Origin of the sequence: Lentzea flaviverrucosa (assembly GCF_003350445.1) — a bacterium.
GTDB classification, from domain to species: domain Bacteria; phylum Actinomycetota; class Actinomycetes; order Mycobacteriales; family Pseudonocardiaceae; genus Lentzea; species Lentzea californiensis.
The window spans coordinates 258,155-281,822 of sequence record NZ_QQAU01000002.1 but is presented as its reverse complement, the minus strand read 5'-3'; the positions used below and the strand labels follow the sequence as shown (position 1 = coordinate 281,822).

23 protein-coding genes are annotated in these 23,668 nt (G+C 69.6%); 14 read left to right on the top strand and 9 right to left on the bottom strand.

Annotated features, from left to right (window positions below):
- From dhaL to DFR72_RS07400, 4 genes are all read left to right on the top strand, one after another.
- On the top strand, positions 1-627 hold the full coding sequence (gene dhaL / locus DFR72_RS07420; RefSeq protein ID WP_090066596.1) for a dihydroxyacetone kinase subunit DhaL: 627 nt from the start codon (positions 1-3) through the stop codon (positions 625-627).
- A gap of 14 nt (positions 628-641) precedes the next feature.
- Entirely contained in the window at positions 642-1,331 is a 690-nt protein-coding gene (dhaM, locus tag DFR72_RS07415; protein WP_281273313.1) for a dihydroxyacetone kinase phosphoryl donor subunit DhaM, read from the top strand.
- A 986-nt stretch (positions 1,332-2,317) separates the two neighbouring features.
- Positions 2,318-4,093 carry a 3-hydroxyacyl-CoA dehydrogenase family protein gene (locus DFR72_RS07405; RefSeq protein WP_090066594.1) on the top strand — a complete coding sequence of 592 codons (1,776 nt, stop codon included), beginning with the start codon at positions 2,318-2,320 and terminating at the stop codon, positions 4,091-4,093.
- Between the two features lie 44 nt (positions 4,094-4,137).
- Positions 4,138-4,731 carry a DUF3558 family protein gene (locus tag DFR72_RS07400; RefSeq protein WP_170176166.1) on the top strand — a complete coding sequence of 198 codons (594 nt, stop codon included), beginning with the start codon at positions 4,138-4,140 and terminating at the stop codon, positions 4,729-4,731.
- On the opposite strand, the gene sigJ is transcribed toward DFR72_RS07400, so the two are convergent.
- Positions 4,728-5,624: an RNA polymerase sigma factor SigJ gene (sigJ, locus tag DFR72_RS07395; protein ID WP_090066592.1), complete on the bottom strand. Its 897-nt coding sequence runs from the start codon at positions 5,622-5,624 to the stop codon at positions 4,728-4,730. The genes DFR72_RS07400 and sigJ overlap by 4 nt on opposite strands.
- A 45-nt stretch (positions 5,625-5,669) precedes the next feature.
- Here sigJ and DFR72_RS07390 point away from each other — a divergent pair, with 45 nt between their 5' ends.
- Positions 5,670-6,041, top strand: coding sequence for a hypothetical protein (locus tag DFR72_RS07390; RefSeq protein ID WP_090066591.1), 372 nt, complete (start codon positions 5,670-5,672; stop codon positions 6,039-6,041).
- On the opposite strand, the gene DFR72_RS07385 is transcribed toward DFR72_RS07390, so the two are convergent.
- On the bottom strand, positions 6,038-6,250 hold the full coding sequence (locus DFR72_RS07385; RefSeq protein ID WP_090066590.1) for an FmdB family zinc ribbon protein: 213 nt from the start codon (positions 6,248-6,250) through the stop codon (positions 6,038-6,040). The two genes, DFR72_RS07390 and DFR72_RS07385, sit on opposite strands and share 4 nt — an antisense overlap.
- 32 nt (positions 6,251-6,282) lie before the next feature.
- On the opposite strand from DFR72_RS07385, the gene DFR72_RS07380 reads away from it, so the two are divergent.
- Positions 6,283-6,576, top strand: a complete 294-nt coding sequence (locus DFR72_RS07380) for a hypothetical protein (protein ID WP_090066589.1) — start codon at positions 6,283-6,285, stop codon at positions 6,574-6,576.
- Positions 6,577-6,579: 3 nt separating this feature from the next.
- On the opposite strand, the gene DFR72_RS07375 is transcribed toward DFR72_RS07380, so the two are convergent.
- The 5 genes from DFR72_RS07375 to mce form a co-directional block, all read right to left on the bottom strand.
- Positions 6,580-7,272 carry an alpha/beta fold hydrolase gene (locus DFR72_RS07375; RefSeq protein WP_090066779.1) on the bottom strand — a complete coding sequence of 231 codons (693 nt, stop codon included), beginning with the start codon at positions 7,270-7,272 and terminating at the stop codon, positions 6,580-6,582.
- Positions 7,272-7,817 carry a GNAT family N-acetyltransferase gene (locus DFR72_RS07370; RefSeq protein WP_090066588.1) on the bottom strand — a complete coding sequence of 182 codons (546 nt, stop codon included), beginning with the start codon at positions 7,815-7,817 and terminating at the stop codon, positions 7,272-7,274. Before DFR72_RS07370 ends, DFR72_RS07375 begins: the two co-directional genes overlap by 1 nt.
- Before the next feature lie 350 nt (positions 7,818-8,167).
- Positions 8,168-9,640 carry a coiled-coil domain-containing protein gene (locus tag DFR72_RS47685; RefSeq protein WP_090066587.1) on the bottom strand — a complete coding sequence of 491 codons (1,473 nt, stop codon included), beginning with the start codon at positions 9,638-9,640 and terminating at the stop codon, positions 8,168-8,170.
- 36 nt (positions 9,641-9,676) lie between these two features.
- Positions 9,677-10,990: a crotonyl-CoA carboxylase/reductase gene (gene ccrA / locus DFR72_RS07355; protein ID WP_090066586.1), complete on the bottom strand. Its 1,314-nt coding sequence runs from the start codon at positions 10,988-10,990 to the stop codon at positions 9,677-9,679.
- A gap of 162 nt (positions 10,991-11,152) precedes the next feature.
- Positions 11,153-11,593 (bottom strand): methylmalonyl-CoA epimerase, encoded by a 441-nt coding sequence (gene mce / locus DFR72_RS07350; protein WP_090066585.1) that lies wholly within the window; start codon positions 11,591-11,593, stop codon positions 11,153-11,155.
- A gap of 125 nt (positions 11,594-11,718) precedes the next feature.
- On the opposite strand from mce, the gene DFR72_RS07345 reads away from it, so the two are divergent.
- The 5 genes from DFR72_RS07345 to DFR72_RS07325 all read left to right on the top strand — a co-directional run bounded on the left by DFR72_RS07345 (position 11,719) and on the right by DFR72_RS07325 (position 16,834).
- Positions 11,719-12,909 carry an acetyl-CoA C-acetyltransferase gene (locus DFR72_RS07345; protein ID WP_090066584.1) on the top strand — a complete coding sequence of 397 codons (1,191 nt, stop codon included), beginning with the start codon at positions 11,719-11,721 and terminating at the stop codon, positions 12,907-12,909.
- 11 nt (positions 12,910-12,920) lie between these two features.
- A complete protein-coding gene (gene meaB, locus DFR72_RS07340) occupies positions 12,921-13,871 on the top strand; it encodes a methylmalonyl Co-A mutase-associated GTPase MeaB (protein WP_090066778.1) in 951 nt (316 codons plus the stop codon).
- Positions 13,868-14,476 carry a hypothetical protein gene (locus tag DFR72_RS07335; RefSeq protein WP_090066583.1) on the top strand — a complete coding sequence of 203 codons (609 nt, stop codon included), beginning with the start codon at positions 13,868-13,870 and terminating at the stop codon, positions 14,474-14,476. The genes meaB and DFR72_RS07335 overlap by 4 nt, the downstream gene beginning before the upstream one ends.
- A gap of 205 nt (positions 14,477-14,681) precedes the next feature.
- On the top strand, positions 14,682-16,190 hold the full coding sequence (locus DFR72_RS07330; protein ID WP_090066582.1) for a GAF domain-containing sensor histidine kinase: 1,509 nt from the start codon (positions 14,682-14,684) through the stop codon (positions 16,188-16,190).
- On the top strand, positions 16,181-16,834 hold the full coding sequence (locus tag DFR72_RS07325; RefSeq protein ID WP_090066581.1) for a response regulator: 654 nt from the start codon (positions 16,181-16,183) through the stop codon (positions 16,832-16,834). Before DFR72_RS07330 ends, DFR72_RS07325 begins: the two co-directional genes overlap by 10 nt.
- Here the strand turns inward: DFR72_RS07325 and DFR72_RS07320 are convergent.
- Positions 16,831-18,153, bottom strand: coding sequence for a glycosyltransferase family 2 protein (locus DFR72_RS07320; RefSeq protein WP_090066580.1), 1,323 nt, complete (start codon positions 18,151-18,153; stop codon positions 16,831-16,833). The two genes, DFR72_RS07325 and DFR72_RS07320, sit on opposite strands and share 4 nt — an antisense overlap.
- 341 nt (positions 18,154-18,494) lie before the next feature.
- Between DFR72_RS07320 and wecB the strand changes: the two genes are divergently transcribed.
- The 3 genes from wecB to DFR72_RS07305 are packed head-to-tail and all read left to right on the top strand — an operon-like array spanning position 18,495 to position 22,159.
- A complete protein-coding gene (wecB, locus tag DFR72_RS07315) occupies positions 18,495-19,751 on the top strand; it encodes a non-hydrolyzing UDP-N-acetylglucosamine 2-epimerase (protein WP_090066579.1) in 1,257 nt (418 codons plus the stop codon).
- Positions 19,748-21,532, top strand: a complete 1,785-nt coding sequence (locus DFR72_RS07310) for a DUF2334 domain-containing protein (RefSeq protein WP_245982628.1) — start codon at positions 19,748-19,750, stop codon at positions 21,530-21,532. Before wecB ends, DFR72_RS07310 begins: the two co-directional genes overlap by 4 nt.
- Before the next feature lie 12 nt (positions 21,533-21,544).
- The gene (locus DFR72_RS07305; protein WP_090066578.1) at positions 21,545-22,159 is read left to right on the top strand and encodes a hypothetical protein; all 615 of its coding nucleotides are present in this window, start codon (positions 21,545-21,547) and stop codon (positions 22,157-22,159) included.
- Here the strand turns inward: DFR72_RS07305 and DFR72_RS07300 are convergent.
- Positions 22,144-23,658: an alpha/beta hydrolase gene (locus DFR72_RS07300; protein WP_090066577.1), complete on the bottom strand. Its 1,515-nt coding sequence runs from the start codon at positions 23,656-23,658 to the stop codon at positions 22,144-22,146. The genes DFR72_RS07305 and DFR72_RS07300 overlap by 16 nt on opposite strands.
- Between the last annotated feature and the right edge of the window lie 10 nt (positions 23,659-23,668).

The following is a 23,668-nucleotide window of genomic DNA, read 5'->3' as shown; positions in this document are numbered from 1 at the left end:
GTGGGCTGCACGGCAGCGGACGTCGTGGCGGCCGTACGAGCCGCCGCGGTCGTCGTCCAGGACCACCGCGACGAGCTGGTGCGCCTGGACCAGGCGATCGGCGACGCCGACCACGGCGAGAACATGAAGCGCGGCTTCACCGCCGTGCTGTCCCGTTTGGACACCGAGCCGCCCGACACACCGGGCAAGGTGCTGAAGCTGGTCGCCACGACGTTGATCTCGACGGTCGGCGGTGCGGCGGGCCCGTTGTACGGCACCGCTTTCCTGCGCGCGTCGGCCGCGGTGGGCGACACGGCAGAGCTGGACCGCGACACCGTGGCCCGAGCTCTGCAGGCCGCGCTCGAAGGCGTGTTCGCGCGCGGCAAGGCCGTGGTGGGCGACAAGACGATGGTCGACGCCCTGACCCCGGCCGTGGCCGCGGCGGCGTCCGCGGGAGGCACGGTGGCCGCCACTCTCTCGGCAGCCGCCGATGCGGCGGAGGAAGGCGCTTCCTCGACCGTGCCCATGGTGGCGCGCAAGGGCCGTGCCTCCTACCTCGGCGAGCGCAGCGCCGGCCACATGGATCCGGGCGCGAGGTCGACGGCGTTGCTGCTGCGCGCCTTCGCGGACGCGGCGGCCAAGGCATGACGGCGGCAGCGTCGGTGAGCCGAGTGGGCCTGGTGGTCGTCTCGCACAGCGCCATGCTGGCCAACGGCGTGGCGGAACTGGCCGTCCAGATGGCCCCGGACGTCGCGGTGCTCCCCGTGGGCGGCACCGAGGAAGGCGGCCTGGGCACCGACTACGGCGCGGTGGTCGAAGCCCTGGCCGACGCGGACGCGGGCGCGGGCGTGGTCGTGCTCTACGACCTGGGCAGCGCCAAGATGACGGCGGAGATGGCCGTCGAGTCAGCGGACGACCCGTCCCGCTACGCCGTGGTGGACGCCCCCTTGGTGGAAGGCGCGGTGGCGGCAGCCGTGGCCGCCCAGGGAGGCGCCCCGCTGCCCGACGTGGCGAGCGCAGCCGAGGGCGCCTCGGGCGAGGCCCCGGTGTCCGCGCCCACCCGCCCAGCACTGCACCTGGTGCCGGACGCGGTGTCGGCAGAAGTGCTGCTGACCAACGAGGTGGGCCTCCACGCCCGCCCAGCGGCCCTGCTGGCCCGCACCGTCGCAGAACTCGACGCCGACGTGGTGGTCCGCTACGGCGCCGAGGAGGCGAACGCGGCAAGCGTGCTGGCCCTGATGGGCCTGAGCGCGCCAGGCGGCAAGTCGATCACCGTCGTGGCCACGGGCAAGGACGCGGAGGAGGCGGTGCGGCGCATCGAGGAGCTGGCGAAGAGGGGGTTCGACGACTGACGTTGGGCGATGGCGTAGAGGTCTGGTTGCACGGTGGGCGCTGGCGTGGCGGTCGGGTTGCGCGGTGGGCGCTGGCGTGGCGGTCGGGTTGCGCGGTGGGCGCTGGCGTGGAAGTCGGGTTGCGCGGTAGCGGCTGGCGTGGTGAGGCAGGGTGCGCGGTAGTCGGTGGCCTGGCTGCGGTCGATGACGCCGTGGGGCGTCTGCGCGGCGGGAGGCCGTCGCGTGGCAAGTTCCCGTCGCGTCGCGCGGTGCTGCAGTCGCGCGACGAAGCCGTAGGCGGTCACTGCCGTCCCCGATGCGCAGCGCGCGTTGGTGTGGCCGGTGGGCTCGCCGGGAGCGGCTCACTGCACTGTGACCGTCGTGCCCGCGACCCGCTGCCACCGCGATTCGCCTAGCCCGCGGTCCGCCTGTCGCAGCCCACGGCTGCTGTCCGGCCGCCGCGGCCAGCTCGCCACATCGGGCACCGTGACCCGGCCACCTCAGTCCGCAGGCGACCTCAGATCGCGGCATGCCACCTCAGCCTGCCGCGGTCCAGCTTTGCCGAGGCCCCTCGCCTTCGTGGCCCGCGTCAGTGGGAGCCCTGCCCTTCCTCCGCGCCCCGCTCGTTCGCGCCCCGCTCGTTCGCGCCCCGCCCTTCCGCACCGGCCGTTCCGCTGCCCGCTCTTCCGCGACCTGCCCTCCTGCACCCGACGCCTCCCGCACCCCGCGCCCTTCCGCAGCCCGCTGGTCCGCGCCCCGCGCCCTGCCCTTCCCGGCCTCCGCTCCAACGCAGCCCTCGACCAACCCACCGCCCCTCAGATAGCGCAAGCCCCCGTTCCCCCACACGGGTTCATCAGGCAAAAGCCCTGCCGCAGGCGTTCGCTAGACCGATAACTGTTTCGATCCCGATGGCGAAGCTCACGACGCCCGCCGGCGCTGGGAGTGGCATAGTCGCCCGCAAGTTACTCCTTGGTAGCCCACGATTTACCCCGGCTGGGAGGTCTGCAGTGGCGCGCGAAATCAACACCGTCGGAGTCGTCGGCTTCGGAACCATGGGCGCGGGCATCGTGGAGGTACTCGCGCGCACCGGGCTCGCGGTGAAGGTGGTGGAAGTCGACGCCGCCGGTGTCGAGCGCGGTCTCGGGCACCTCGAGCACTCGACGCAGCGGGCCGTGAAGCGCGAGAAGCTGACCGCGGACGAGAGTGCGGCGTTGCACGGCAGGGTCACCACGAGCCTCGACCTGAGCAGCCTCGCGGACTGCGACCTCGTCGTCGAGGCGGTGCCGGAGAGCATCGAGCTCAAGTCGCGGATCTTCCAGGAGCTCGACGCGGTCCTGAAGCCCGAGGCGATCATCGCGTCCAACACGTCGTCGCTGTCGATCACGGAGATCGGTGTCGTCACGAAGAGGCCCGGCAAGGTCGTCGGCCTGCACTTCTTCAACCCCACGCAGGTCCTCAAACTGGTCGAGGTCGTGCGCACGGTCGTCACGGAGCCGGACGTGATCACCGACGTGGTCGCGTTCACCGAGCGGCTGGGCAAGTCGCCGGTCGTGATCGGGGACCGGGCGGGCTTCATCGCGAACGCCCTCCTCTTCCCGTACCTGAACCACGCGGTCAAGATGCTGGAGTCCAAGTACGCGACGCGCGAGGACCTCGACGCGGCCATGCGGTACGGGTGCGGTTACCCGATGGGACCGTTGGCGCTGCTGGACCTCATCGGTCTCGACACCGCGTACGAGATCCTCGACACGATGTACCACCAGTCGCGCAACCGGTTGCACTCGCCGGCGCCGCTGCTGAAGCAGATGATCACTGCCGGGCTGCTCGGCAGGAAGACCGGGCGCGGTTTCTACACCTACGACGGGCCCGATTCGCCGGTCGTCGTCGAGGACGTGCACACACCGTCCGAAGTGGACAGCGCCACGCAGGCGCGTGAGGTCCAGCGGGTCGGTGTCATCGGCACGGGCACGATGGCCACGGGCATCGCCGAGGTGTTCGCCAAGCGCGGGTACGACGTGGTGCTGCGAGCGCGCGGCCTGGACAAGGCGGAGAAGGCGATCGGCGCGGTGCGCAAGTCGCTCGACCGCGCGGTCAGCAAGGGCAAGCTGACAGAAGAGGCCCGCGACGCGGCGCTCGCCCGCATCTCGCCCGCCGTGGAGTTCGTGGAACTGGCGGACTGCGACCTGGTCGTCGAGGCGGTGGCCGAGGAGATCGGGATCAAGAAGGAGGTCTTCGCGGCGCTCGACGAGGTGTGCAAGCCCGGCGCGGTGCTCGCGACGACCACGTCGTCGCTGCCGGTCATCGAGATCGCGGCGGCCACCGGCAGGCCGGCGGACGTCGTGGGCCTGCACTTCTTCAACCCCGCGCAGGTCATGAAGCTGGTGGAGGTCGTGGAGACGATCTCCACGGGCGCCGACGTGGTCGCGACGGCCCGCAAGATCTGCCTCGACCTCGGCAAGCACCCGGTGCACTGCGGCGACGTGGCCGGCTTCATCGTCAACGCGCTGCTCTTCCCGTATCTGAACGACGCGGTGAGGATGCTGGAGGCCCACTACGCGGAGGCCGACGACATCGACAACGCGATGAAGGTCGGTTGCGGCCTGCCGATGGGACCGTTCGCGCTGCTCGACGTCGTGGGTCTGGACGTGTCCCTGGCGATCCAGCGCACGCTCTACAACGAGTTCCGCGAGCCCGGCTTCGCGCCGGCGCCGCTGCTGGAGCACCTGGTCACGGCCGGTCGTCTCGGCCGCAAGACCGGCAAGGGGTTCCGCGACTACTCGTGAGCCGCTCACAGGGGCACCATGTCGCGTCTGGCATGGTGGGAGCCATGCGGCGACTGGTGCTCCTGTTGGCTGTCCTCGTGCTCGCGTCCGGCTGTGCGCGTGCGATCGTCGAGGGCAGTCCGGTCGCGCAGGCCCCTCTCGACGTGACGTCACCGTTCGACAAGGAAGGGTCCACGGACCCGAGCACCGAGCCCAGTGAGTCCGAGGACCCGGAGAGCGCGCCGATCGACGGCGAGATCACGCCCAACTGCGCCAAGCTGAAGTGGACGGACCTGCCCTACCCCGGCGCCAAGGCCGAGACGCCGCCGACGCAGATCAACTACGACTCGACGTTCGAGGAGTCGTGCCGGTGGACGACGAAGATCGACGACGTCGAAGTCGGTGTCTCCCTGCGGTACCGCGACGGCAAGCAGATCAAGATCGAGCGCACCACCGGCGAGTGGGACGTGAAGGACCACAAGATCGCGTACCTCGACCGCTCGGCCGAGCAGGACGTCGAACCGTCGTGCGTGCTCGCCCTGCCCTACAACGGTGGCGGGCTCGGCATCATCGTCATCGACTCGACCGGCAAGTTCGGCGACGTCTGCGAGCAGGGCCGCAAGGTCGCCGAGGTCATGATCGACCGCGAGACCGCCTAGTCCTGTCCCGCGGTGCGCCACGGCTTCAGCTTCTCCGGGTTCCGCATCGCCCAGATCCTGGTGATCTGGGCGTTCACCACCTCGAAGGCCGCCACCGTCACCGCGACACCGTCGCGAGTCGCCACCAGCCCCGGCCTGCCGTTGACCGTCCTGGCGAGGATCGTCAGATCCGGCGCGATCCTCGCGATGCCGATGACGTAGCGGGCGATCTGCTCGCGGCCTTCCACCGGCTTCAGCACCGTGCCGACCTGGCCGCCGCCGTCGGCGGTCATGATCGCTGCCGGGTCCAGCAGGGCGATCAGGGCCTGGATGTCCTGCGCTTCCCAGGCTTGTCTGAAATCTCGCACCACATCCGCTTGCCGCGCAGCCGGGATCTCGTCACGCTGCGACGCGCGAATCCGCCGTCGCGCGGACGTGGCCAGTTGCCGGCACGCCGCGGGGCTCCTGCCGACGACGTCCGCGACCTCCGCGAACGGGAACCGGTAGACGTCGTGCAGCACGAAGCTGACCCGTTCCGCCGGAGTCATCTGCTCCAGCACCACCAGGAACGCCATGGTGACCGACTCGTCGAGGGTGACGCGGTCCGCCGGATCAGGCCCGCCGCCCCATTCGTCCCGGTCCGGGAGAGGCTCCGGGATCCACTGACCGACGTAGCGCTCCCGCCTGGCCCTGGCCGACCCCAGCACGTCCAGGCAGATGCGCCCGGCCACCCTCGTCAGCCACGCTCCGGGGGACTCGATGGTGTCCCGCTGGTCCGGTGACAGCGCGTACCACCGCGCGTAGGTCTCCTGCAGCACGTCCTCGGCGTCGGTCAGCGACCCCAGCAGGCGGTAGGCGAGGTTCAGCAGTTGCCGCTGTTCGCCCACGATCGCGTGCACACCAGAATCAGCCAAGGTCCCCCCGCCTCACATTTCCGGATGCTGCGTCGTCGGACTGTCATGACCACGCAGACCACGGCAAGACCCGCCAACCTCAAGCTCCTGCGCGCCTCCGTCGCGCTGCAGACCGCAGCCGTCTTCCTCCAGTCCGTCACCTCGGGGTTGATGATGACCCTCCCGTACGGGCACGTTCTGCACAGCGCCGGCTCGTACACGTTGTGGGTCGTCACGGTCGTCCACGTCGTCGCCGCGGTTCTCGCGTGGCGGCCGGGCGGCGGGTCACCTCAGTCCATCTGGTTCGCGGCGGGTTTCCTGGCGCTGATCACCGCTCAGGTCTACAGCGGTCTCTTCCACCTCACGGCGCTGCACGTTCCCCTCGCCGCGGCGCTGCTCGTCGCCAGCGTGGTCTACCTCTTCAAGATCCGGCGCTAGCCGCAGCAACCTCCGCCGCAGCACCCACCGCCGCCGCCGCCACCACCGGGTGCGGCCTGCTGCGTGCCGCCGATACCGGCCATGGACAGCAGCTTCACCGTGTCGGGATGGCCTTCGGGACAGCTCGCCGGCGAGGACGACTCGCTCATCGGGCGCTGCACGTCGAAGGTGTCGTCGCAGGTTCGGCAACGGAACTCGTAGGTCGGCACGCCCTGATTCTACGAGCGGTTAACGTGTTGTCGTGCCACGTCGCAACAGCCCCAAGCCACACGACCCCCGACCCCTCGGTGGTGGTGTCGGCTGGGCGCGCACCGAGTCGGGTCCGGACGGGGACTGGCTGGTCCGCGCAATCTCGGGCGCGCAGGCGCAGAAGACCTACCGCTGCCCCGGCTGCGACCACGAGATCCGCCCCGGCGTCGCACACGTCGTGGCGTGGCCCGCCCAGGAGACGGGCTCGGTGGAGGAACGCCGCCACTGGCACCAGGCGTGCTGGGACTCGCGCGGCCGGCGCTGGCCGGCCGCGCGCCGCTGGTAGTCGTTAGATCCCGACCTGCGCACGCCACCGTTCGAGCCGGAAGCGGAACTCCTCCGGCTGCTCGACGGGCGGCAGGTGGCCCGCGCCCTCGATGCGTTCGCTCGTGGAGTGCATCAGCGTCACGGCGAGCTTCGCGGCCACGTCGGGCGGCGTGAGCTTGTCGTGTTCGCCCACGAGCACGAGGGACGGGACGTTCAGCGACTCCAGCACGTCCGTCGAGTCCGGCCGCTTCGCCATCGCGCGCTGCCACCACGCCACGTCCTCGGCCTGCTGCTCGAGGATCATGGTGCGCACCGACGCCCGCGCCGTGTCCGAGGCGTCCGGGCCGAGCAGGTTCGGCAGCATCGCGTCCGCCAGCCACTCGCCGACGCCCTCGCGTTCGACGCGGTCCGCCATCGCGTGCCGGTTCGCGGCCGCCTCCGGCGCGTCCGCGGTGTGCTTGGTGTCGATGAAGACCAGGCCCTTGACGCGTTCCGGCGCACGCCTGAGCAACGCCATCGCCACGTAGCCGCCCATCGAGCAGCCGCCGAGCACGACGCTGTCCAGCTTCCGTTCGTCGAGCACGCCGAGCACCTGGGCGGCGACGGTGCCGAGATCGGGTTCACCGCTGCCGCGCAACGACGGAGTCAGCGCGCCCGGCACGTCCCACATCCGCGCGTCGAGCGGAAAGGCGTGCAGCAGCACCAGGTCGTCCATCAGCTCTCCCACTCCGGCGCCAGCACCGACCACACCTCGAGGTCCTGACGAACCCCGTGGTGCAGGAAGTACGAGCGCAGCACGCCGTCCCTGCTCATCCCGAGCCGCCGCGCGACCGCGATGCTGGGCGCGTTCGCCGACGACACCAGCCACTCAACCCGATGTACGCCGCGCTCGCGAATCACCCAGTCGATCAGGATCGTCGCCGCCCGCGTGACCAGCCCCTTGCCGGTAGCGGAGGGCTCCAGCCAGCACCCGACCTCGGCACGGCCCTGCGGGACGTCCATCACCCGCAGCAGCACGCCGCCGACCAGCTTGTCGTCCAGCCAGATCCCGAAGATCCGCCCGGTGTCGGCCGCCGCCTTGTCCGCGTAGCCCTGCAGGAGTTCGCGCGTGCTCTCCAGGTCCTTCGCCTTGTCCGCGAACCCGATGTGCTGCCCGATGAACTCCCGGCCGCGCTCCATGTGCGCGAAGAACTCCTCGGCCTGCCACGGTTCCAGCGGCCTGAGCTCGGCACCCTCTGTGCCCAGCGGTTTCACGAACATCCTGTTCCCCCAAGATGGTGTGTTGTGACGACGCGAATCGTATTGGTGCGCCACCCGCTGGCGTGGAAGCGGCGAAGTCGTCACACCGGCCGACGCGCTGGGGCTCGCGGTGACGACATGGCCCGAACTGCGGGAGTCGGGGCTGCCGCGCGCGGACTGGGAGGCCGGGTGTGCCCAGGATCGGGCTCACCCGGGAACCGTGCGCCGGGGCGGGGGAGAGCCTGGACGCGCTGACTTCCCGGGCCAGGAACCTCTGCGTGAGCTTGCGTCGCGGGGACTTCAGCCGGCTGCGCGCGCGTGAGCTCGCGACGGCAGGAGCCTCTGGCCGACTGCCGCGCGAGCTTGTGGCGTCAGGACTTCTTGGCGGTCTGCGGACGTGCGAGCTGCGCCGTGGGGCCGTCGAGCTGAGGTGACTGAGCCTGAGGTCCCTTCGGCTGCGGTGCCTTGGACTGCGGCGCCTTCGGCTGGGGAGCCTGAGCCGGCTTGTTCGGCGCGGCGGGCGCGGCCTGCTGAGCAGGGGAGGCCTGCTTCGCAGGAGCGGCAGCCGGGGTCTGGGCGGGCTGGGCCGGAGAACCCGAACCCTGCGCGGCACCAGCCTGTGCCGGAGCCCCCGCCCCCTGTGCCGGAGCACCTGAACCCTGCGCGGAAGCACCCTGTGCCTGGGCGCCTGAACCCTGTGCCGGAGCGCTGGGCCCCTGAGCCGCCGGGCCACTCTGCCCCTGCGCAGGAGCACTCGGGCCCTGAGCGGGTGCGCCGGGGACCTGGGCCGGAGTGCCCGGACCCTGCGGCGCGGGAGCGGGAGCGGGAGCGGGCGCGGCCGGCTTCTCCTCGTCCACCGGGTCGAGCAGCGGCACGACCTCCTGCAGTGCCGTCCGCACGTTGTGGAGCTGGTGCGAGAGGCGGTTGCGGAGGTTGCGGAGCTGCTCCACGCGCTGGGTGGCGGCGGTGGTGCGGCGGTTGGCTTCCTCGGTGGCCTCGCGCACGCGGCGGTTCGACTCGTCGGTCGCTTCCTGGATGCGCGCGGTGGCCTCGGTGACCGCTGCGTGGCGGCGGCGGTTCGCCTCTTCGGTGGCTTCGCGGACGCGGCGTTCCGCGTCGGCCTTCGAGGTGGTCTGTTCCTGTGTGATCGCGGCGCGGACGCGGGCGGCTTCCTCGGCGGCCTCGCGCATGCGGCGGTCGGCCTCGTTCTTGGAGGCGGCTTCCTGGGCTGCCAGCGTCGCCATCGCCTCGGAGCGGCGGGCGGCCATCGCGATCTCGAAGTCCTCTTCGACGGTCACACGGCGCTGCTCGGACTCGTCGGCGATCTTGCGGGCGGCGCTCTCGGCCTCGGAGACGATCTTCTCGGCCTCGTTGCGCGCCGTCTCCAGCACGTTCTTGTGCTCGGCCTCCATGGCCGCGCGGCGTTCGTCCAGTTCGGCGATCAGCGTTTCGTAGCGCTGGCGCAGCACACCCGCGTCGGCTTCCGCCTTGGCACGGATGTGCCCGCCTTCCGCTTCGGCGCGGGCCTTGATCTCGTTGGCCTCGTCCTGGGCCAGCCGCAGCATGCGCTGGAGGCGCTCGGAGAGCCCCTCCAGCGTCGTCGGCGGCAGTGACAGGCGCTCCACCTGGTTGCGCATCTCGGTGATCTCCGAGCGTGCGGCTTCCAGCTGGCGCGCCAGGTCGGACGTCTGGGAGACGGCGGCATCGCGGTCCGCGGCGAGCAGCCGCAGGTCCGAGTCGAGGCGTTCGAGATGATCCTCGACCTGAGCGCGGTCGTAACCGCGCTTGACGATGTCGAAGCCGGATCCCAGTGGGACGAGGTCACGGTCGTCGGCGAGGCCCATGCCCCTCACGCTACCCGTTCGGGTAACCCCAGAAGGTCATACACCCCGGAATCGATTGATAGCTGTGAGGTGCTTCGCGCGCAGTTCGTGATCCAGCACACCAAGACCTTCTTCGGGCGCAAGGCAGAGCACGCCGACCTTGCCCTGGTGCGCGTTGCGGTGCACGTCGTGTGCGGCCTGGCCCGTTTCGTCCATTGAGTACACCTTGGACACCGTCGGGTGGATCTTTCCCTTTGCGATCAACCGGTTCGCCTCCCACGCCTCGCGGTAGTTCGCGAAGTGCGAGGAGATGATGCTCTTCAGGTTCATCCACAGGTAGCGGTTGTCGTACTGGTGCATGTACCCGGAGGTCGACGCGCACGTGACGATCTTGCCGCCCTTGCGCGCCACGAACACCGACGCGCCGAACGTCTCGCGGCCGGGGTGCTCGAACACGATGTCCGGGTCCTCGCCGCCCGTCAGCTCACGGATGCGAGCGCCGAACCGCTTCCACTCGCGCGGGTCCTGCTCGTGCTCGTCCTTCCAGAACTTGTAGCCCTCGGCGGAACGATCGATGATCAGTTCGGCACCCATGGAACGAACGATCTCCGCCTTCTCCGGCGAGGAGACGACGCAAATGGGCATGGCGCCACCGTTCAGCGCGAACTGCGTGGCGTACGAACCCAGACCGCCGGACGCACCCCAGATCAGCACGGTGTCGCCCTGCTTCATGTTCGCACCGTTGGTCGACACGAGCTGGCGGTACGCGGTGGAGTTCACCAGACCCGGTGACGCCGCCTCTTCCCACGTGAGGTGCTTCGGCATCGGCATCAGCTGGTTCGACTTCACCAGCGCGAGGTCCGCGAGGCCACCGAAGTTCGTCTCGAAGCCCCAGATCCGCTGCTGCGGGTCGAGCATCGTGTCGTTGTGGCCGTCCGGCGCCTCCAGCGGCACGTCCAGGCAGTGCGCCACGACGCGGTCACCCGGCTTCCACGCGGTGACGCCGGGACCGGTGCGCACGACGACGCCGGCCAGGTCCGATCCCACGACGTGGTACGGCAGGTCGTGGCGGCCGCCCAGCTTGCGCAGGAAGCCGAACGTGGACACCGGCTCGAAGATCGAGGTCCACACGGTGTTGTAGTTGATCGCGGACGCCATGACGGCGACCAGCGCCTCGCCCGGACCGAGCTCCGGCGTGGCGACCTCGTCGACGTGCAGCGACTTGCGCGGGTCCTTGTCCCGCGTCTCGAGGCCCGAGAACATGTCGGCCTCGTCCGCGTGCACCGTCACGCCCCGATAGCTCTCCGGAACGTCCAACGAACCGATCGCGCCCAGCTCATCGGCCAGGATCGCGTCAAGGATCTTCTGCACGGCGGCATTCCTTCCCGAGTGAGGGATAGTCGCAGGTTGCCGGAGGTTACTCACGAGTAACCGATTCAGAATCACGCGTGTGAGGGATCCCACCCGAAATGTCCGCCGGTCGTCGGCGTGCTCGAGGGCCTGCGCGCCACCGCCACGAACTGGCGTGCGTCGTTAGTGCTTCGCGGGCTCGACGAGTTCGATGAGCACGCCGCCCGCGTCCTTCGGGTGCACGAAGTTGACCCGGCTGTCGGACGTGCCGCGCTTGGCCGTGTCGTAGAGCAGGCGCAGGCCCTTCGCCCGCAGCGCGTCCGCCGCGACGTCCACATCGGACACCCGGTAGGCGAGCTGCTGCAGGCCGGGGCCGGAGCGGCCGATGAACTTGGCGATCGTCGAGTCCTCGTTCAGCGGGGCCAGCAGCTGGATCGCGGTGCCCGCGTGGTCGCCGGGCGCGTGCAGCATGGCCTCGCGCACGCCCTGCTCCTCGTTGACTTCCTCGTGGGCGACTTCGAGGCCGAAGTTGTCGCGGTAGAACGCGATGGCGGCGTCGAGGTCGGGCACGGCGATGCCCACGTGGTCGATCGCGGTCACGAATCGAGCGAGGTCTGCGTTCATAGCGGGGAAGGGTATCCACCTGATCGGTGCAGGTGCTCATGTGCGAGGTCTCACACGATTACCGCCCAGTAGCCCCAGGTATGGTGCCTAGTTAACGACCGTTCGCTCTTCCAATGGAGGCAGTTGTGTCCGGTTCCGTGATCGTCGCCGGTGCTCGTACCCCGATGGGCCGACTGCTGGGATCGCTCAAGGACTTCTCGGGCGCCCAGCTGGGTGGCGTCGCGATCAAGGCGGCGCTGGAGCGCGCGGGCGTGGCCCCCGAGCAGGTGCAGTACGTGATCATGGGTCAGGTGCTCACCGCCGGCGCGGGCCAGATTCCCGCCCGCCAGGCCGCTGTGGCCGCGGGCATCCCGATGAGCGTGCCCGCGCTGACCATCAACAAGGTGTGCCTGTCCGGCATCGACGCGATCGCGCTGGCCGACCAGCTGATCCGCGCCGGAGAGTTCGACGTCGTCGTGGCCGGTGGCCAGGAGTCGATGACGCAGGCGCCGCACCTGCTGCCCAAGTCGCGCGGCGGGTTCAAGTACGGCGACGTGACGCTGCAGGACCACATGGCGCACGACGGTCTGTTCTGCGCGTTCGACCAGGTCGCGATGGGCGTCTCGACCGAGAAGTACAACGAGCGCTACGGCGTCACGCGGGAGGAGCAGGACGCGTTCTCCGCGCGTTCGCACCAGCTCGCCGCGAAGGCGGCCGGGAACGGCGTGTTCGACGCCGAGATCGCGCCGGTCGCCATCCCGCAGCGCAAGGGCGACCCGGTCCTGTTCAGCACGGACGAGGGCGTCCGCGCCGACACGACCGCCGACTCGCTCGGCAAGCTGCGCCCGGCGTTCGCCGCGGACGGCACCATCACCGCGGGCTCGGCGTCGCAGATCTCCGACGGCGCGGCCGCCGTGGTCGTGATGAGCAAGGCGAAGGCCGAGGAACTGGGCCTGGAGTGGATCGCGGAGATCGGCGCCCACGGCGTCGTCGCGGGTCCCGACGCCTCGCTGCACGAGCAGCCGTCCAACGCGATCAAGGCCGCGTGCGCCAAGGAGGGCATCGACCCCGCCGACCTCGACCTGATCGAGATCAACGAGGCGTTCGCGGCGGTCGGCATCGTCTCGTCCCGTCAGCTCGGGATCTCCGAGGACAAGGTCAACGTCAACGGCGGCGCCATCGCGCTGGGCCACCCGATCGGCATGTCCGGTGCCCGCATCGCCCTGCACCTCGCGCTCGAGCTGCAGCGTCGGGGTGGCGGCGTGGGTGCGGCGGCGCTGTGCGGTGGTGGTGGTCAGGGCGACGCTCTGATCATCCGCGTGCCCGCCAAGGCCTAGTGTCCTTGGCCGTGGCCACAGCTGTTGACGTAGCAGGACTGGTCGACCGCGCGCGTGACGGCGAGCCGCGCGCGGTCGCCAGGCTGATCTCGCTGGTGGAACAGGCGAGCTCGGCCCTTCCGGAGGTGGCTGCGGCGCTCGCCCCGTACACCGGCAAAGCCCAGGTCATCGGCCTGACCGGCGCCCCCGGCGTGGGCAAGTCGACCTCCACGAACGCCCTCGTGCGCGCCTTCCGTGCCGAGGGCAAACGAGTGGCCGTGATCGCCGTCGACCCGTCCAGCCCGTTCTCCGGCGGCGCCCTGCTGGGAGACCGCGTGCGCATGGGCGACCACGCCACCGATCCCGGCGTCTTCATCCGCTCGATGGCCACCCGAGGCCACCTCGGCGGCCTGTCCTGGGCCACCCCGCAGGCGTTGCGCGTGCTCGACGCCGCCGGCTTCGACGTGATCCTCGTGGAAACGGTCGGCGTCGGTCAGTCCGAGGTGGAGGTCGTCGCCCTCGCCGACACGACCATCGTGCTGCTGGCACCGGGCATGGGCGACGGCATCCAGGCCGCGAAGGCGGGCATCCTGGAGATCGCGGACGTCTTCGTCGTCAACAAGGCCGACCGAGACGGCGCCGACCAGACAGCGCGCGACCTCAAGTACATGATCTCCCTGGGCCGCCGCGACCGCTCCGGCCCGGTCTGGCGCCCACCGGTCGTGAAAACGGTGGCCGCCCGCTTGGAGGGCCTCGACCGCGTCGTCGAGGCGATCACCGAACACCAGTCGTGGATGGCCGAGCACGGCGAACTCGCGGAACGCCGCCTCCGCAGGGCGGGCGCCGAGATCGAGGCGATCGCGGTCGATCGAGTCCGCACCCGCTTCGGCCCGGTGGACCAGCTCGCGAAGCGCGTGGTTTCCGGCGAACTGGACCCGTTCGCCGCGGCCGAGCTGTTGATCAGCGGTAATCTGCAGCAATGACCGCTTGGGGAGCACCTCCACCCGTCATCGTCGACCTCGGCAAGAGCGACACCCGCAAGGTGCTGATCGGCGGCTCGGTAGCCGGAATCCTGGGCGTCCTCGCCCTGGTGGGTGCCGTCACCGCCTTCATGGACGGCGAACCGGTGGGCGGCAGCATCGCGGCCGTCATCGGCATCGCTTTCACCGGCATCGGTGTCATGGCCGTCGTCAAGTGGAAGACCATCTCCCGCCCCCGCAAACTCGTCATCGAGCAGCAGGGCATCCGCCTCGACGACCCGCAGGGCATGCCGTGGGCGGTGGCCTGGCAGGAACTGGGCGCGATCTCGATCTCCCGCACCCAGGAACGCGCCGTGCAGCTAGCCGACGCCCTGGTGCCCCGAACGCTGGTGCGCGTCGACCTGCACCCGCGCGACCCGCAGCAGTTCCGGCCCACGCACCCGACGATGGAACCCCTGTGGGAGTTCCACCGGGTGCAGAACGGGTACCGGCTGCCGCTCGGCGATTCGGCCGGGTTCATCGGGCCGATCGACCACGGGCTGCGGACGTTCGCGCCGCAGATCTACCGCGGCGTGATCGACGAGGGCTTCACCGTCGGCCTGCACTGAGCAACCGCCCGCCCGCGCAAGCCGACCACCCGCCCCGCGCAAGCCGGTCCCGGCCTGTCACCCCCTGTGCCAACCAAGACGCACCTCTACTCTCAGTAGTCCCAAAGTTCACTGTTTGCAGTGATGGTCTCCCCCTTGACTACGCTGGGGAGTTACCCTCAGTCGTTCGTGCGGTGGCACTTCTATCCCCCCAAGGGGTGAAGCCGTGGGCGTCAACGTGAGCACGGAACAGCGAGTGCTGGATGTCGTGCTGTCGTTCGCCGAAGACGACACCCTGCCCGAGCTGCTTCGTCACGTCGTCGAGTCCGCCTGCGAGCTGATCGAGGCCCCCTACGGCGCGTTGGCGGTGATCAACGGCCACAAGGAGCTCACCGAGTTCGGCAGCCACCACGACGGCCAGGTCCAGATCACGTCCGGTGACCCGCGCTCGATCGGCGTAGCGGACTTCCTGGGTGCGCCGATCAAGGTGCACGACGAGACGTTCGGCAACCTCTTCCTGGCGGGGAAGGCGGAGTTCACCGCCCAGGACCGCGACATCCTCGCCGCGCTGTCGACGGCGGCGGGCAGCGCCGTCGGGCATCTGGACCGCTATGAACAGGCGCGCAAGCGTGAGGTGTGGCTCAGGGCCGCCGCCGAGGTGACCACTGACCTGCTGATGGGCACGAACGGCCGTGACGCGCTCTACCTCGTGGCGCGGACCGCGCGCAGGACGGCGAACGCCGACTTCGCGGCGGTGGTGCTTCCCGACCAGAACGGTGATCTCGTCATCGAGGTGACCGACGGCGGTCGGTACGACGCGGAGGGCATGCGGGTGCCGAAGGAGGGCACCGCCACCTACCGGGTCTACGGGTCGGGCCAGGGGGAGTGCCACGACCAGGGCAGGCTGGCCGCGGTGCCGGGGGCGTCCGCGATCGTGCCGCTCAGGGTCGGGGAACGGACGATCGGTGTTCTCATCGTCGCGCGGCCTCCGGGCGAGCCCAGTTTTGACGATCCCGAACTCATCGAGGCCTTCGCCGCGCAGGCTGCGTTGGTGCTGGAGTTCACACGGGCGCGCGGTGACACCGAGCGGCTCGCGGTGCTGGAGGATCGCGACCGCATCGCGCGGGACCTGCACGACCTGGTCATCCAGCGGCTGTTCGGGCTCGGGCTCGGGCTGCAGGGGCTGACCGGGACGAGCAAGCCTCAGGTCGTCGAGCGGATCAGCGGGTTCGTGGAGGAGGTCGACCGCACGATCCGCGAGATCCGCCGCACCATCTTCTCACTGCAGGAGCCGCCGTCCGGGGGGACGAGCCTGCGCGGTCAGTTGCTCAACGCGGTGCACGAGTCCGCGCAGCTGCTCGGGTTCGAGCCGGACGTGTCGCTCGAAGGGCCGTTGGACAGCGTTGTGCCGGACCAGGTTCGGCCCGATTTGCTCGCAACGCTCCGAGAAGCGCTAACGAACGTGGTGCGCCACGCGAGAGCAAAGCACGTATCTGTGGCCGTGAGCGTCGATCGCACCGTGACGAGTCTTGAGCTCATGGTCAAGGACGACGGCAGAGGCTTGCCGTTGGCTGACGATTCCGGAGGTGTGCACCACCACGCCGGCGGACTGGCGAACATGGCGGCTCGGGCGCGGCGTCACCACGGCGACTGCGCGGTCGACTCGATCCCCGGCGCTGGGGTGAGCATCACCTGGTTCGTTCCACTGGTGTTGCAGGAGGCGAGATGGCGATAGCGGTGCTGCTCGTGGACGACCACGAGATCGTGCGGCGCGGGCTCGTGCAGTTGCTGGCGCAGGCGGACGACATCAAGGTCGTCGGCCAGGCGGACAGCGCCACGGCCGCGATCGCGCAGGCGACGCGGCTCAGACCCGACGTCGCGATCATCGACGTGCGGTTGCCCGACGGCGACGGCGTCACGGTGTGCCGGGAGATCAGGAGTCTCGTGCAGCCGCCGCCCGCGTGCCTGATGCTCACGTCCTATTCGGACGACGAGGCGCTGTTCGGCGCGATCATGGCCGGCGCGTCCGGTTACATGCTGAAAGAGGTGTCGGGCAACGATCTCGTGGCCGCCGTCCGCACGCTCGCCGCGGGCGGATCGCTCCTGCACGCCGGCGTCACGGCCACCGTTCTGCAACGGCTCCGCGGTGGACCTGAGGAAGACCCGCGCTACGCGGCGCTGAGCCCGCAGGAACGCCGCATCCTCGACCTCATCGCCGAGGGCATGACGAACCGGCAGATCGCGAACCGCCTGTTCCTCGCCGAGAAGACCGTGAAGAACTACGTGTCGTCGCTCCTGCACAAGCTCGGCTTCGACCGCCGTACCGAGGCGGGCGTCTACGCGGCCCGGCGCAGACGCGCCCACCCCGGCACCTTCTAGGCGATCTTCGGTACGGGCTTCGCCGTCACCACCGGAACTTCCTTCTCCGCCAGGCGTTCCGTCTTCGCCCACGTGTTGCGCCCGGCGAAGTGCCGCCACAGCGCGCGCAACGTCGACACCGAGCCCAGGATCAGGAACAGCGGATAGGCGAGGCTGACGAGCAGGCATCTCCACAACGGTTCGTCACCGTGCTTGAGCCGGTGCACCAGTCCCCAGATCAGGCCGGGCAACAGCAGGGCGACGAGCCAGATGCCCAGCGCCAGCAGGGTGTTCGAGCCGCTCGCGGTGAACCCGGCGATCTCCAGGCCGGTGAACTGGGCGTAGAAGTTGACGCCCACCAGCGCGGTGACGAGCAAAGTCATCGGCGCGACCAGCCACGGCGTCAGCAGGTACTGCAGGAACTCCATCAGCGCGACGGAACCCACGTGCTTGGCCCTGATCAGCTTCGGCACGTACCCGAGGCACTGCAGGTTGCCCTGCCCCCACCGGGTGCGCTGCCGCAGCAGCCGTTGCACGTCGACCAGGCCCTGCTGGGTGATCGTCGCGTGCGTGGCGTACCGGACGCGCTGGCCGGTCAGGTGCACGCGCAGACCCAGTTCCAGGTCCTCGACCAGGCACGCCGACCACGGAGCCGTGCCCAGGTCCATCAACGTCCTGAGGCGCACGAACTGGCCGTTGCCACCGAGTCCGACCGTGCCGACGACGTCCCGCAACGACTGCGAGGCGTCCACCACGCAGCTGAACTCCAGGTCCTGCAGGAACGCCAGCAGGTTGGTGCGGTTGTGGATGCGGACACGGCACTGCACGGCACCGACGGCGCGATGCGCGAAGTACGCGGAGATCTCGGACAGCATGCCGGGCTCACCGCGGCCGTCGCCGTCGATCACGCCGACGATCGTGCGGTGGACCGTGCCGGCCTCCTCCGCGATGCCGCGGATGTAGGCGAAGGCGTGGTTCAGCGCTTCGCCCTTGCCCTTCCGGGCTTCCGGCGCGTTGCGTCTGAGCACGTGCAGCCGGTGGTCGTCGATCTCAGCCAGCACGTGCGGGGTGCGGTCGTCCGAGCCGTCGTCCACGACCACGACCTGGACCGGTGTGCGTGCTCCGTCCAAAGCGAGTGCGGAACGCACGGTGTTCGCCACCACACGTTCCTCGTTCAACGCCGGAATGATGATCCAGTACTGCAACGGGTGCCGTGAGGGAACTTCCGGTCCGCCCGGTTTCGGGCGCCACCAGACAAAGAGTGCGAGCACCAGGTTGTAACTGGGCCAAAACACCAGCAGGACGAGCATGAACGTCGCGAATTGTGCCGTGTCCGTCATGACACAAACCTGTCTACAAAAGCGGTTGCAGGAACAACAACAACGAACGAGATGTGGAGTTGAGTCATTCTGGCTCCTGGTAACGAAGCGCTGGGCCGGTGCGAGATACCAGACAGCAGGGCCAGGAGCAGGTGTTCGTGGCGAGACTATGGCTAGCAGAGTAGAGCGTCAACCGGCCATATCGGGGACGAATAGACCTTCGTTACACGAGGTTCGCAAAGTCGATCACCGATATGGCGGTACCCCGCGAGACGGGTACCAATTGATTGTCAGCGGTGCTCTACCACCGCGATGATGGCGCACGTTCGCCGCGCGTGCCTGGATGTACAAAGAGGTAGAAGATGGGACTAAGTGCCCTGGTGCCCGGCCCTCGGCAGTTCTACCGGGGCGAGGTTCCCGAGGTTTTCCTGGTCGCGGGAACGCGCCCGGAAGCCGTGAAGATGGCCCCCGTGGCCGCCGCGATGTTCGCGTGCGGCCGTATCCGTCCCGTGCTCGTGAACTCGGGGCAGCACCCGGAGATGGTCGACCAGGCGCTGGAGTCGTTCGGCTTCACGGCCGACGTCAGGCTCAAGCTGAACCGCGTCACGGGCGGCCAGGCCGAGCTGACCGGTCAGCTGATCGAGGAGCTCGACCGGCTGTTCACCGAACGCACGCCGGGCGCGGTGCTCGTGCAGGGCGACACGACGACGACGCTGGCGGGCGCGCTCGCCGCGTTCTGGCAGCAGATCCCCGTCGTGCACCTGGAAGCCGGGCTTCGCTCGCACGACCTCACCTCGCCGTTCCCCGAGGAGGGGAACCGCAAGATGGTCGGCCAGCTCGCGTCACTGCACCTCACGCCGACCGCCGACTCGGCCGCGCACCTCGCCGCGGAGTCGTTGCAGGGCAACAACGTCCTGACCATCGGCAACACCGTGGTGGACGCCGTGCTCGACGTCGCCGCCCGCCGCGCGCCCTACGGCGACCACCGCCTTCAGGAGCTCGAGAACCGGGTCCACAGCGGACAGTCGCGGCTCGTGCTGGTCACCGCGCACCGCCGCGAGTCGTGGGGCGAGCCCCTCGACCAGGTGCTGCATGCCGTGGCGGACATCGTGCGGGAACGGCCCGACGTCGAGGTCGTGCTGCCCGCGCACCCGAACCCCGCTGTGCGCGAGCAGGTGGTGGACGTGCTGGGCGGCGTCGCCCGCGTCACGATCACCGATCCGCTGCCGTACGCGCAGATGGCCCGGCTGCTCGCGCAGTGCACGCTGGTGCTGTCCGACTCGGGCGGCATCCAGGAGGAGGCGCCGTCGTTCGGCGTCCCGGCGCTGGTGCTGCGGGACGTGACCGAACGCATGGAGGCCGTCAACTCGGGCTGTGCCGTGCTCGTCGGCACCGACCGCGAGCGCATCACGGAGCTGACGTTCCACCTGCTCGACAGTCCCTCGGCACGCGAGGCGATGACCGCCGACGGCAACCCGTTCGGCGACGGCCTCGCGTCCGTGCGCACCGAACAGGCCCTGGCCTGGCTGCTGGGCCTGCAACAGCAGCGACCCACCGAGTTCGCTCCTTACGCGGGCAGCGCGACCGTGCGCTTGTCCGGAGAGGTTGATGTGGCATGAGAAGCCGACTGCTCAAGGTCGCTGCCGGGGTTGCGCTCGCGGTCGCCATGGTGCCCGCGCCCACCGTTCAGGCCGCGCCCCTCCCGCTCAAGCTGGACGCCGTCGGCGAGCTCGTCGAGAACGCGCTGCCCGCGCCGCCCCTGACGACCACGAAGCCGTCCACGACCAGCACGCGCATCGCCAAGCGCACCACGCAGCCCGGCGTCATCTCGACCGCTCTCGGAACACTCGGCCTGGCCTCCGCGCAGGCCGCCGCGGCCGGCACGAACGGCGGCGGGGCACCCGGAGCGAAGGCGTCGCAGAAGACGCTGATCCTGTACGACAACACGGGTCCCTGGGCGTGGCTGGGTGAGGCCTACGCGGTGCAGGCGGGCAACCTCGCGTCGCACGGCAGCGCGTACGTCATGCACCCGGTCGGCTCTTACGCCGCCGGTGAGATGTCCGGCTACACCGGCGTGATCTACATCGGCTCCACCTACGACGAGCCGATCCCGGTGGCGTTCCTCGACGACGTGCTCGCGGGCAGCAAGCCGGTGCTGTGGATGGCGCACAACATCTGGCAGCTCACCGCCCGTGCGCCGAGCTTCCAGACCACGTACGGCTGGAACTGGGTCCAGTACGACACCGGCGCCGCGACCACCGTCCGTTACGAGAACACCGACCTCGGCCGCAACCCGCTCGCGACCCCGTCCGGCCTGATGATCACGTCGATCACCGATCCGGCGATCGCGTCGGCTCCCGCCGTCGCGACCGGTTCGGCCGCGGGCCCGATCAACTGGGCCACCAAGGCCAAGAACCTGACCTACATCGGCGAGGTCCCGTTCAGCTACGTCGACCACGGCGACCGCTACCTGGCCGCGGCGGACCTGATCAGCAAGGTCTCGAACCCGACCATGGCCGACCGCAAACGGGCCCTGGTGCGCATCGAGGACGTCGGTCCCGACGCCGACCCGAACGAGCTGCGCGCGGTCGCCGACTACCTGAAGTCGCAGAACGTGCCGTTCACCATCGCGGTCTACCCGCGCTACGAGAACCCGCTGGGCGCCGACAACAACGGCGTGCCGGAGGCGGCGAACCTCGCGCAGAAGCCGCAGGTCATGAGCGCGTTGCGGTACATGACCCAGCGCGGCGGCACGATCCTGATGCACGGCTACACGCACCAGTTCGGCAAGGCGGTCAACCCGTACGACGGCCGCAGCGGCAACGACTTCGAGTTCTACATGGCCCACGTCAACGAGAACGACAGCGTCATCTACGACGGCCCGGTCCCCGGTGACTCGGCGGCGTGGATGCAGGGCCGGATCAACTCGGCGACGACCGCGCTCGCGCTGGCGGGTTTCCCGAAGCCGGCCATCTTCGAACCGCCGCACTACGCCGCGTCCGCAGTGGACTACCAGGTCATCCAGCAGAACTTCGGCAAGCGCTACGACCGCGGCCTGTACTTCGGCGGGTACTGCCCCGGCGGCGCGTGCGGCACCGGTACGCCGCAGTACGACAAGATCTACGGCCAGTACTTCCCGTACCTGGTCCGCGACGTCTACGGCTCGGTCGTGGCGCCGGAGGCGGTGGGCAACGTCGAGCCCGAGCCGTTCAACAACCACCCGGCTCGCCTGCCGGCCGACCTGGTCAAGACGGCGAACCAGCTCAAGGTGGTCGATGATGGTGTCGCGAGCTTCTTCTACCACCCGTACCTCGGTACCGGGTACCTGCAGCAGACCGTCTCGGGGCTGAAGAACGCGGGCTACCAGTTCGTGTCCGTCGGCACCGTCATGGCGGGGTGACAGGAGGTCTGGGTGCGTTGGCTGTGGGCGGTTCTGGTGCTGGCCGGGTGCTCTGCCGGCCAGGCCGGGCCGCCCTCGGCCGGCGCCGTCGACGAGGGCTGGGAGGTCACCGTCTACTACACCGCCGTCGAGTCGTTCCACAGTGGACCGGCGGTGCCCGTGCGGGGGTGCCCGGACATCGACTGCGAGCACGGTGACGACGTGCTCGGCACCTTCCCGCGGTCGTTCGCGAAGGCGGTGGAGGACGAAGGTACCGGCCGCACGGCGGACGGCCGGTACCTCAACTGGTCCTACGACAAGGGCTACTGGCTCGACACCGCGCCGCGTGACTCGTTCGGCAAGCCGTTGCAGCCCTTCGTCTCGGCTGCCGCGGACGGGGTGAGGACGGGCTCACGGATCAAGCTCGTCTCGTGTGGACAGACCCCCGAGGGCGGCAACGTCGACGCCGTCGTGTGCCAGAAGCTCGCGTCCTCGTCGTGGCAGATCACCGACGAGTTCACCCCCGGCCTCGGCGGGGAGAGGCACATCGACCTCTACCTCGGCGAGGAGACCGGTCCGGGGTTCACCGAGAGCTCCTGGTACACGACGTTCTCCCAGGCCGTGCTGGAGGTTCACCAGCCGAGCTGAGCCGCCAGCCGCTGCGCCTCGGTGAGCGGGTTGCCCGTGCTCTCGCCGGGCGCCGGCAGCGGCACCCCCGGACAGCTCAGGTCCTTCTTCGGCACCACGCCGTCGACGAGGTAGCTCTCCACCACGTCGCCGACGCAGTCGTTGCCGAACCCGTAGATGCCGTGGTCACCCTCGTCCCGCACCGTCAGCAGGCGCGAGTTGGCGAACTTCGCGTGAGCCCGCTGCGCGCCTGCCAGCGGTGTCGCGGGGTCACGCACCGACTGCACCATCAACGCGGAGTCCATGCCCTTGCCGTTGGGGCGCTTGAGGTTCACGTTCGGGCGGTCCCACCACGCGCACGGGCCGGTCACCTGGTAACCGCCGACGAGCGAGTACCGCTTGACGCTCTTGTTCCCCTCGCGCTCCAGCGACTTCCGGTCACCGCGGAACGGGGTGTCGTTGCACAGGATCGACATCTGCGTGCCCATCAGCGCGTCCGGGTACTGCTTCGGAGCCTGCGCCAGCGAGACGGGCTGCGCGAGCTGTGCGAACAACCGGGCGGTGCCCTCGAACGAGTCCTTGCTGTACAGGCCCGTGAAGATCAGGGCGTCCAGCAGGACCGGCGTGACGACGGTGCCGTCCGGCAACGTGACGGGCTGCTCGGCCAGCCTTGCGCGCGTGGTCTCGTAGGTCTGGCGCACCTCCTCGGCGGTCTTGCCGAGGTGGAACACGGTGTCGTACTTCGCCACCCACGGCAGGAAGTCGACGCGGAACCGGAGCTCGGCACCCGCCGGGAGGTTGTCGAAGACCTCCTGCCACGACTCGGTGAACTCGGTGTTGGAGTCGAGGACGATCTTGTCGAGCGTCTTGGGGAAGTAGGTGGCGTAGTAGGCGCCCATCCAGCTGCCGCCGGAGTAGCCGAGCCAGCTGACCTTCTTGCGGCCCAGCACCTGCCGGAGCAGGTCCAGGTCGCGCACCGTCTGCTCGGTCGTGATGTACCGGCCGAGCTCGCCGGACTTGGTCTGGCAGAACTTCGCCTGCAGCTCCATGCCGCCGTAGGTCAGGTCGAGGTTCGGCTTGCTCCGGTCGCGCCAGTCGGTGGCGAGCCGGTGCTGGTAGTTGCCGCACGTGACGTTGTCGCTGCCACCCGTGCCACGCACGTCGATGCCGTAGATCTCGGCGTTCTCGCTGAGCTTCGGCCGGTTCAGGTAGACGAGCGGCAGGGTGCGGCCCGCGCCGCCCGGTCCGCCGGGGTTGGTGAAGACGGTGGTCTTCGCCTTGCCGTTCAACGGAACGGTGCGGCTGATCGCGATGGTGATGGTCTTGCCGTTGTCAGCGTTGTTCCAGTCCATCGGAGCGGTGAACCAGCCGCACTGCAGCCGTTCGAACCCCGGGGCGCCAGAACACCGCTCCCACGCGATCTCCTGGTTCGCGAACGTCGTGCTCGCGGACGCCTGCGGCACCACGAACAGCGTCGTGACCATGGTCGCGGCGGCCAGGGCCGCCAGTTGCCTTCTCATCGATCGTCGC

What these genes read in the sequence shown, in the direction of transcription:
- DFR72_RS07400 (WP_170176166.1), top strand. Translation starts at nt 4,138, where the DNA reads ATGCGGCGACTGGTGCTCCTGTTGGCTGTCCTCGTGCTCGCGTCCGGC.
- DFR72_RS07390 (WP_090066591.1), top strand. Translation starts at nt 5,670, where the DNA reads ATGACCACGCAGACCACGGCAAGACCCGCCAACCTCAAGCTCCTGCGC.
- DFR72_RS07375 (WP_090066779.1), bottom strand. Translation starts at nt 7,272, where the DNA reads ATGGACGACCTGGTGCTGCTGCACGCCTTTCCGCTCGACGCGCGGATG.
- DFR72_RS07370 (WP_090066588.1), bottom strand. Translation starts at nt 7,817, where the DNA reads ATGTTCGTGAAACCGCTGGGCACAGAGGGTGCCGAGCTCAGGCCGCTG.
- DFR72_RS47685 (WP_090066587.1), bottom strand. Translation starts at nt 9,640, where the DNA reads ATGGGCCTCGCCGACGACCGTGACCTCGTCCCACTGGGATCCGGCTTC.
- mce (WP_090066585.1), bottom strand. Translation starts at nt 11,593, where the DNA reads ATGAACGCAGACCTCGCTCGATTCGTGACCGCGATCGACCACGTGGGC.
- DFR72_RS07335 (WP_090066583.1), top strand. Translation starts at nt 13,868, where the DNA reads ATGACCGCTTGGGGAGCACCTCCACCCGTCATCGTCGACCTCGGCAAG.
- DFR72_RS07325 (WP_090066581.1), top strand. Translation starts at nt 16,181, where the DNA reads ATGGCGATAGCGGTGCTGCTCGTGGACGACCACGAGATCGTGCGGCGC.
- DFR72_RS07320 (WP_090066580.1), bottom strand. Translation starts at nt 18,153, where the DNA reads ATGACGGACACGGCACAATTCGCGACGTTCATGCTCGTCCTGCTGGTG.
- wecB (WP_090066579.1), top strand. Translation starts at nt 18,495, where the DNA reads ATGGGACTAAGTGCCCTGGTGCCCGGCCCTCGGCAGTTCTACCGGGGC.
- DFR72_RS07310 (WP_245982628.1), top strand. Translation starts at nt 19,748, where the DNA reads ATGAGAAGCCGACTGCTCAAGGTCGCTGCCGGGGTTGCGCTCGCGGTC.
- DFR72_RS07300 (WP_090066577.1), bottom strand. Translation starts at nt 23,658, where the DNA reads ATGAGAAGGCAACTGGCGGCCCTGGCCGCCGCGACCATGGTCACGACG.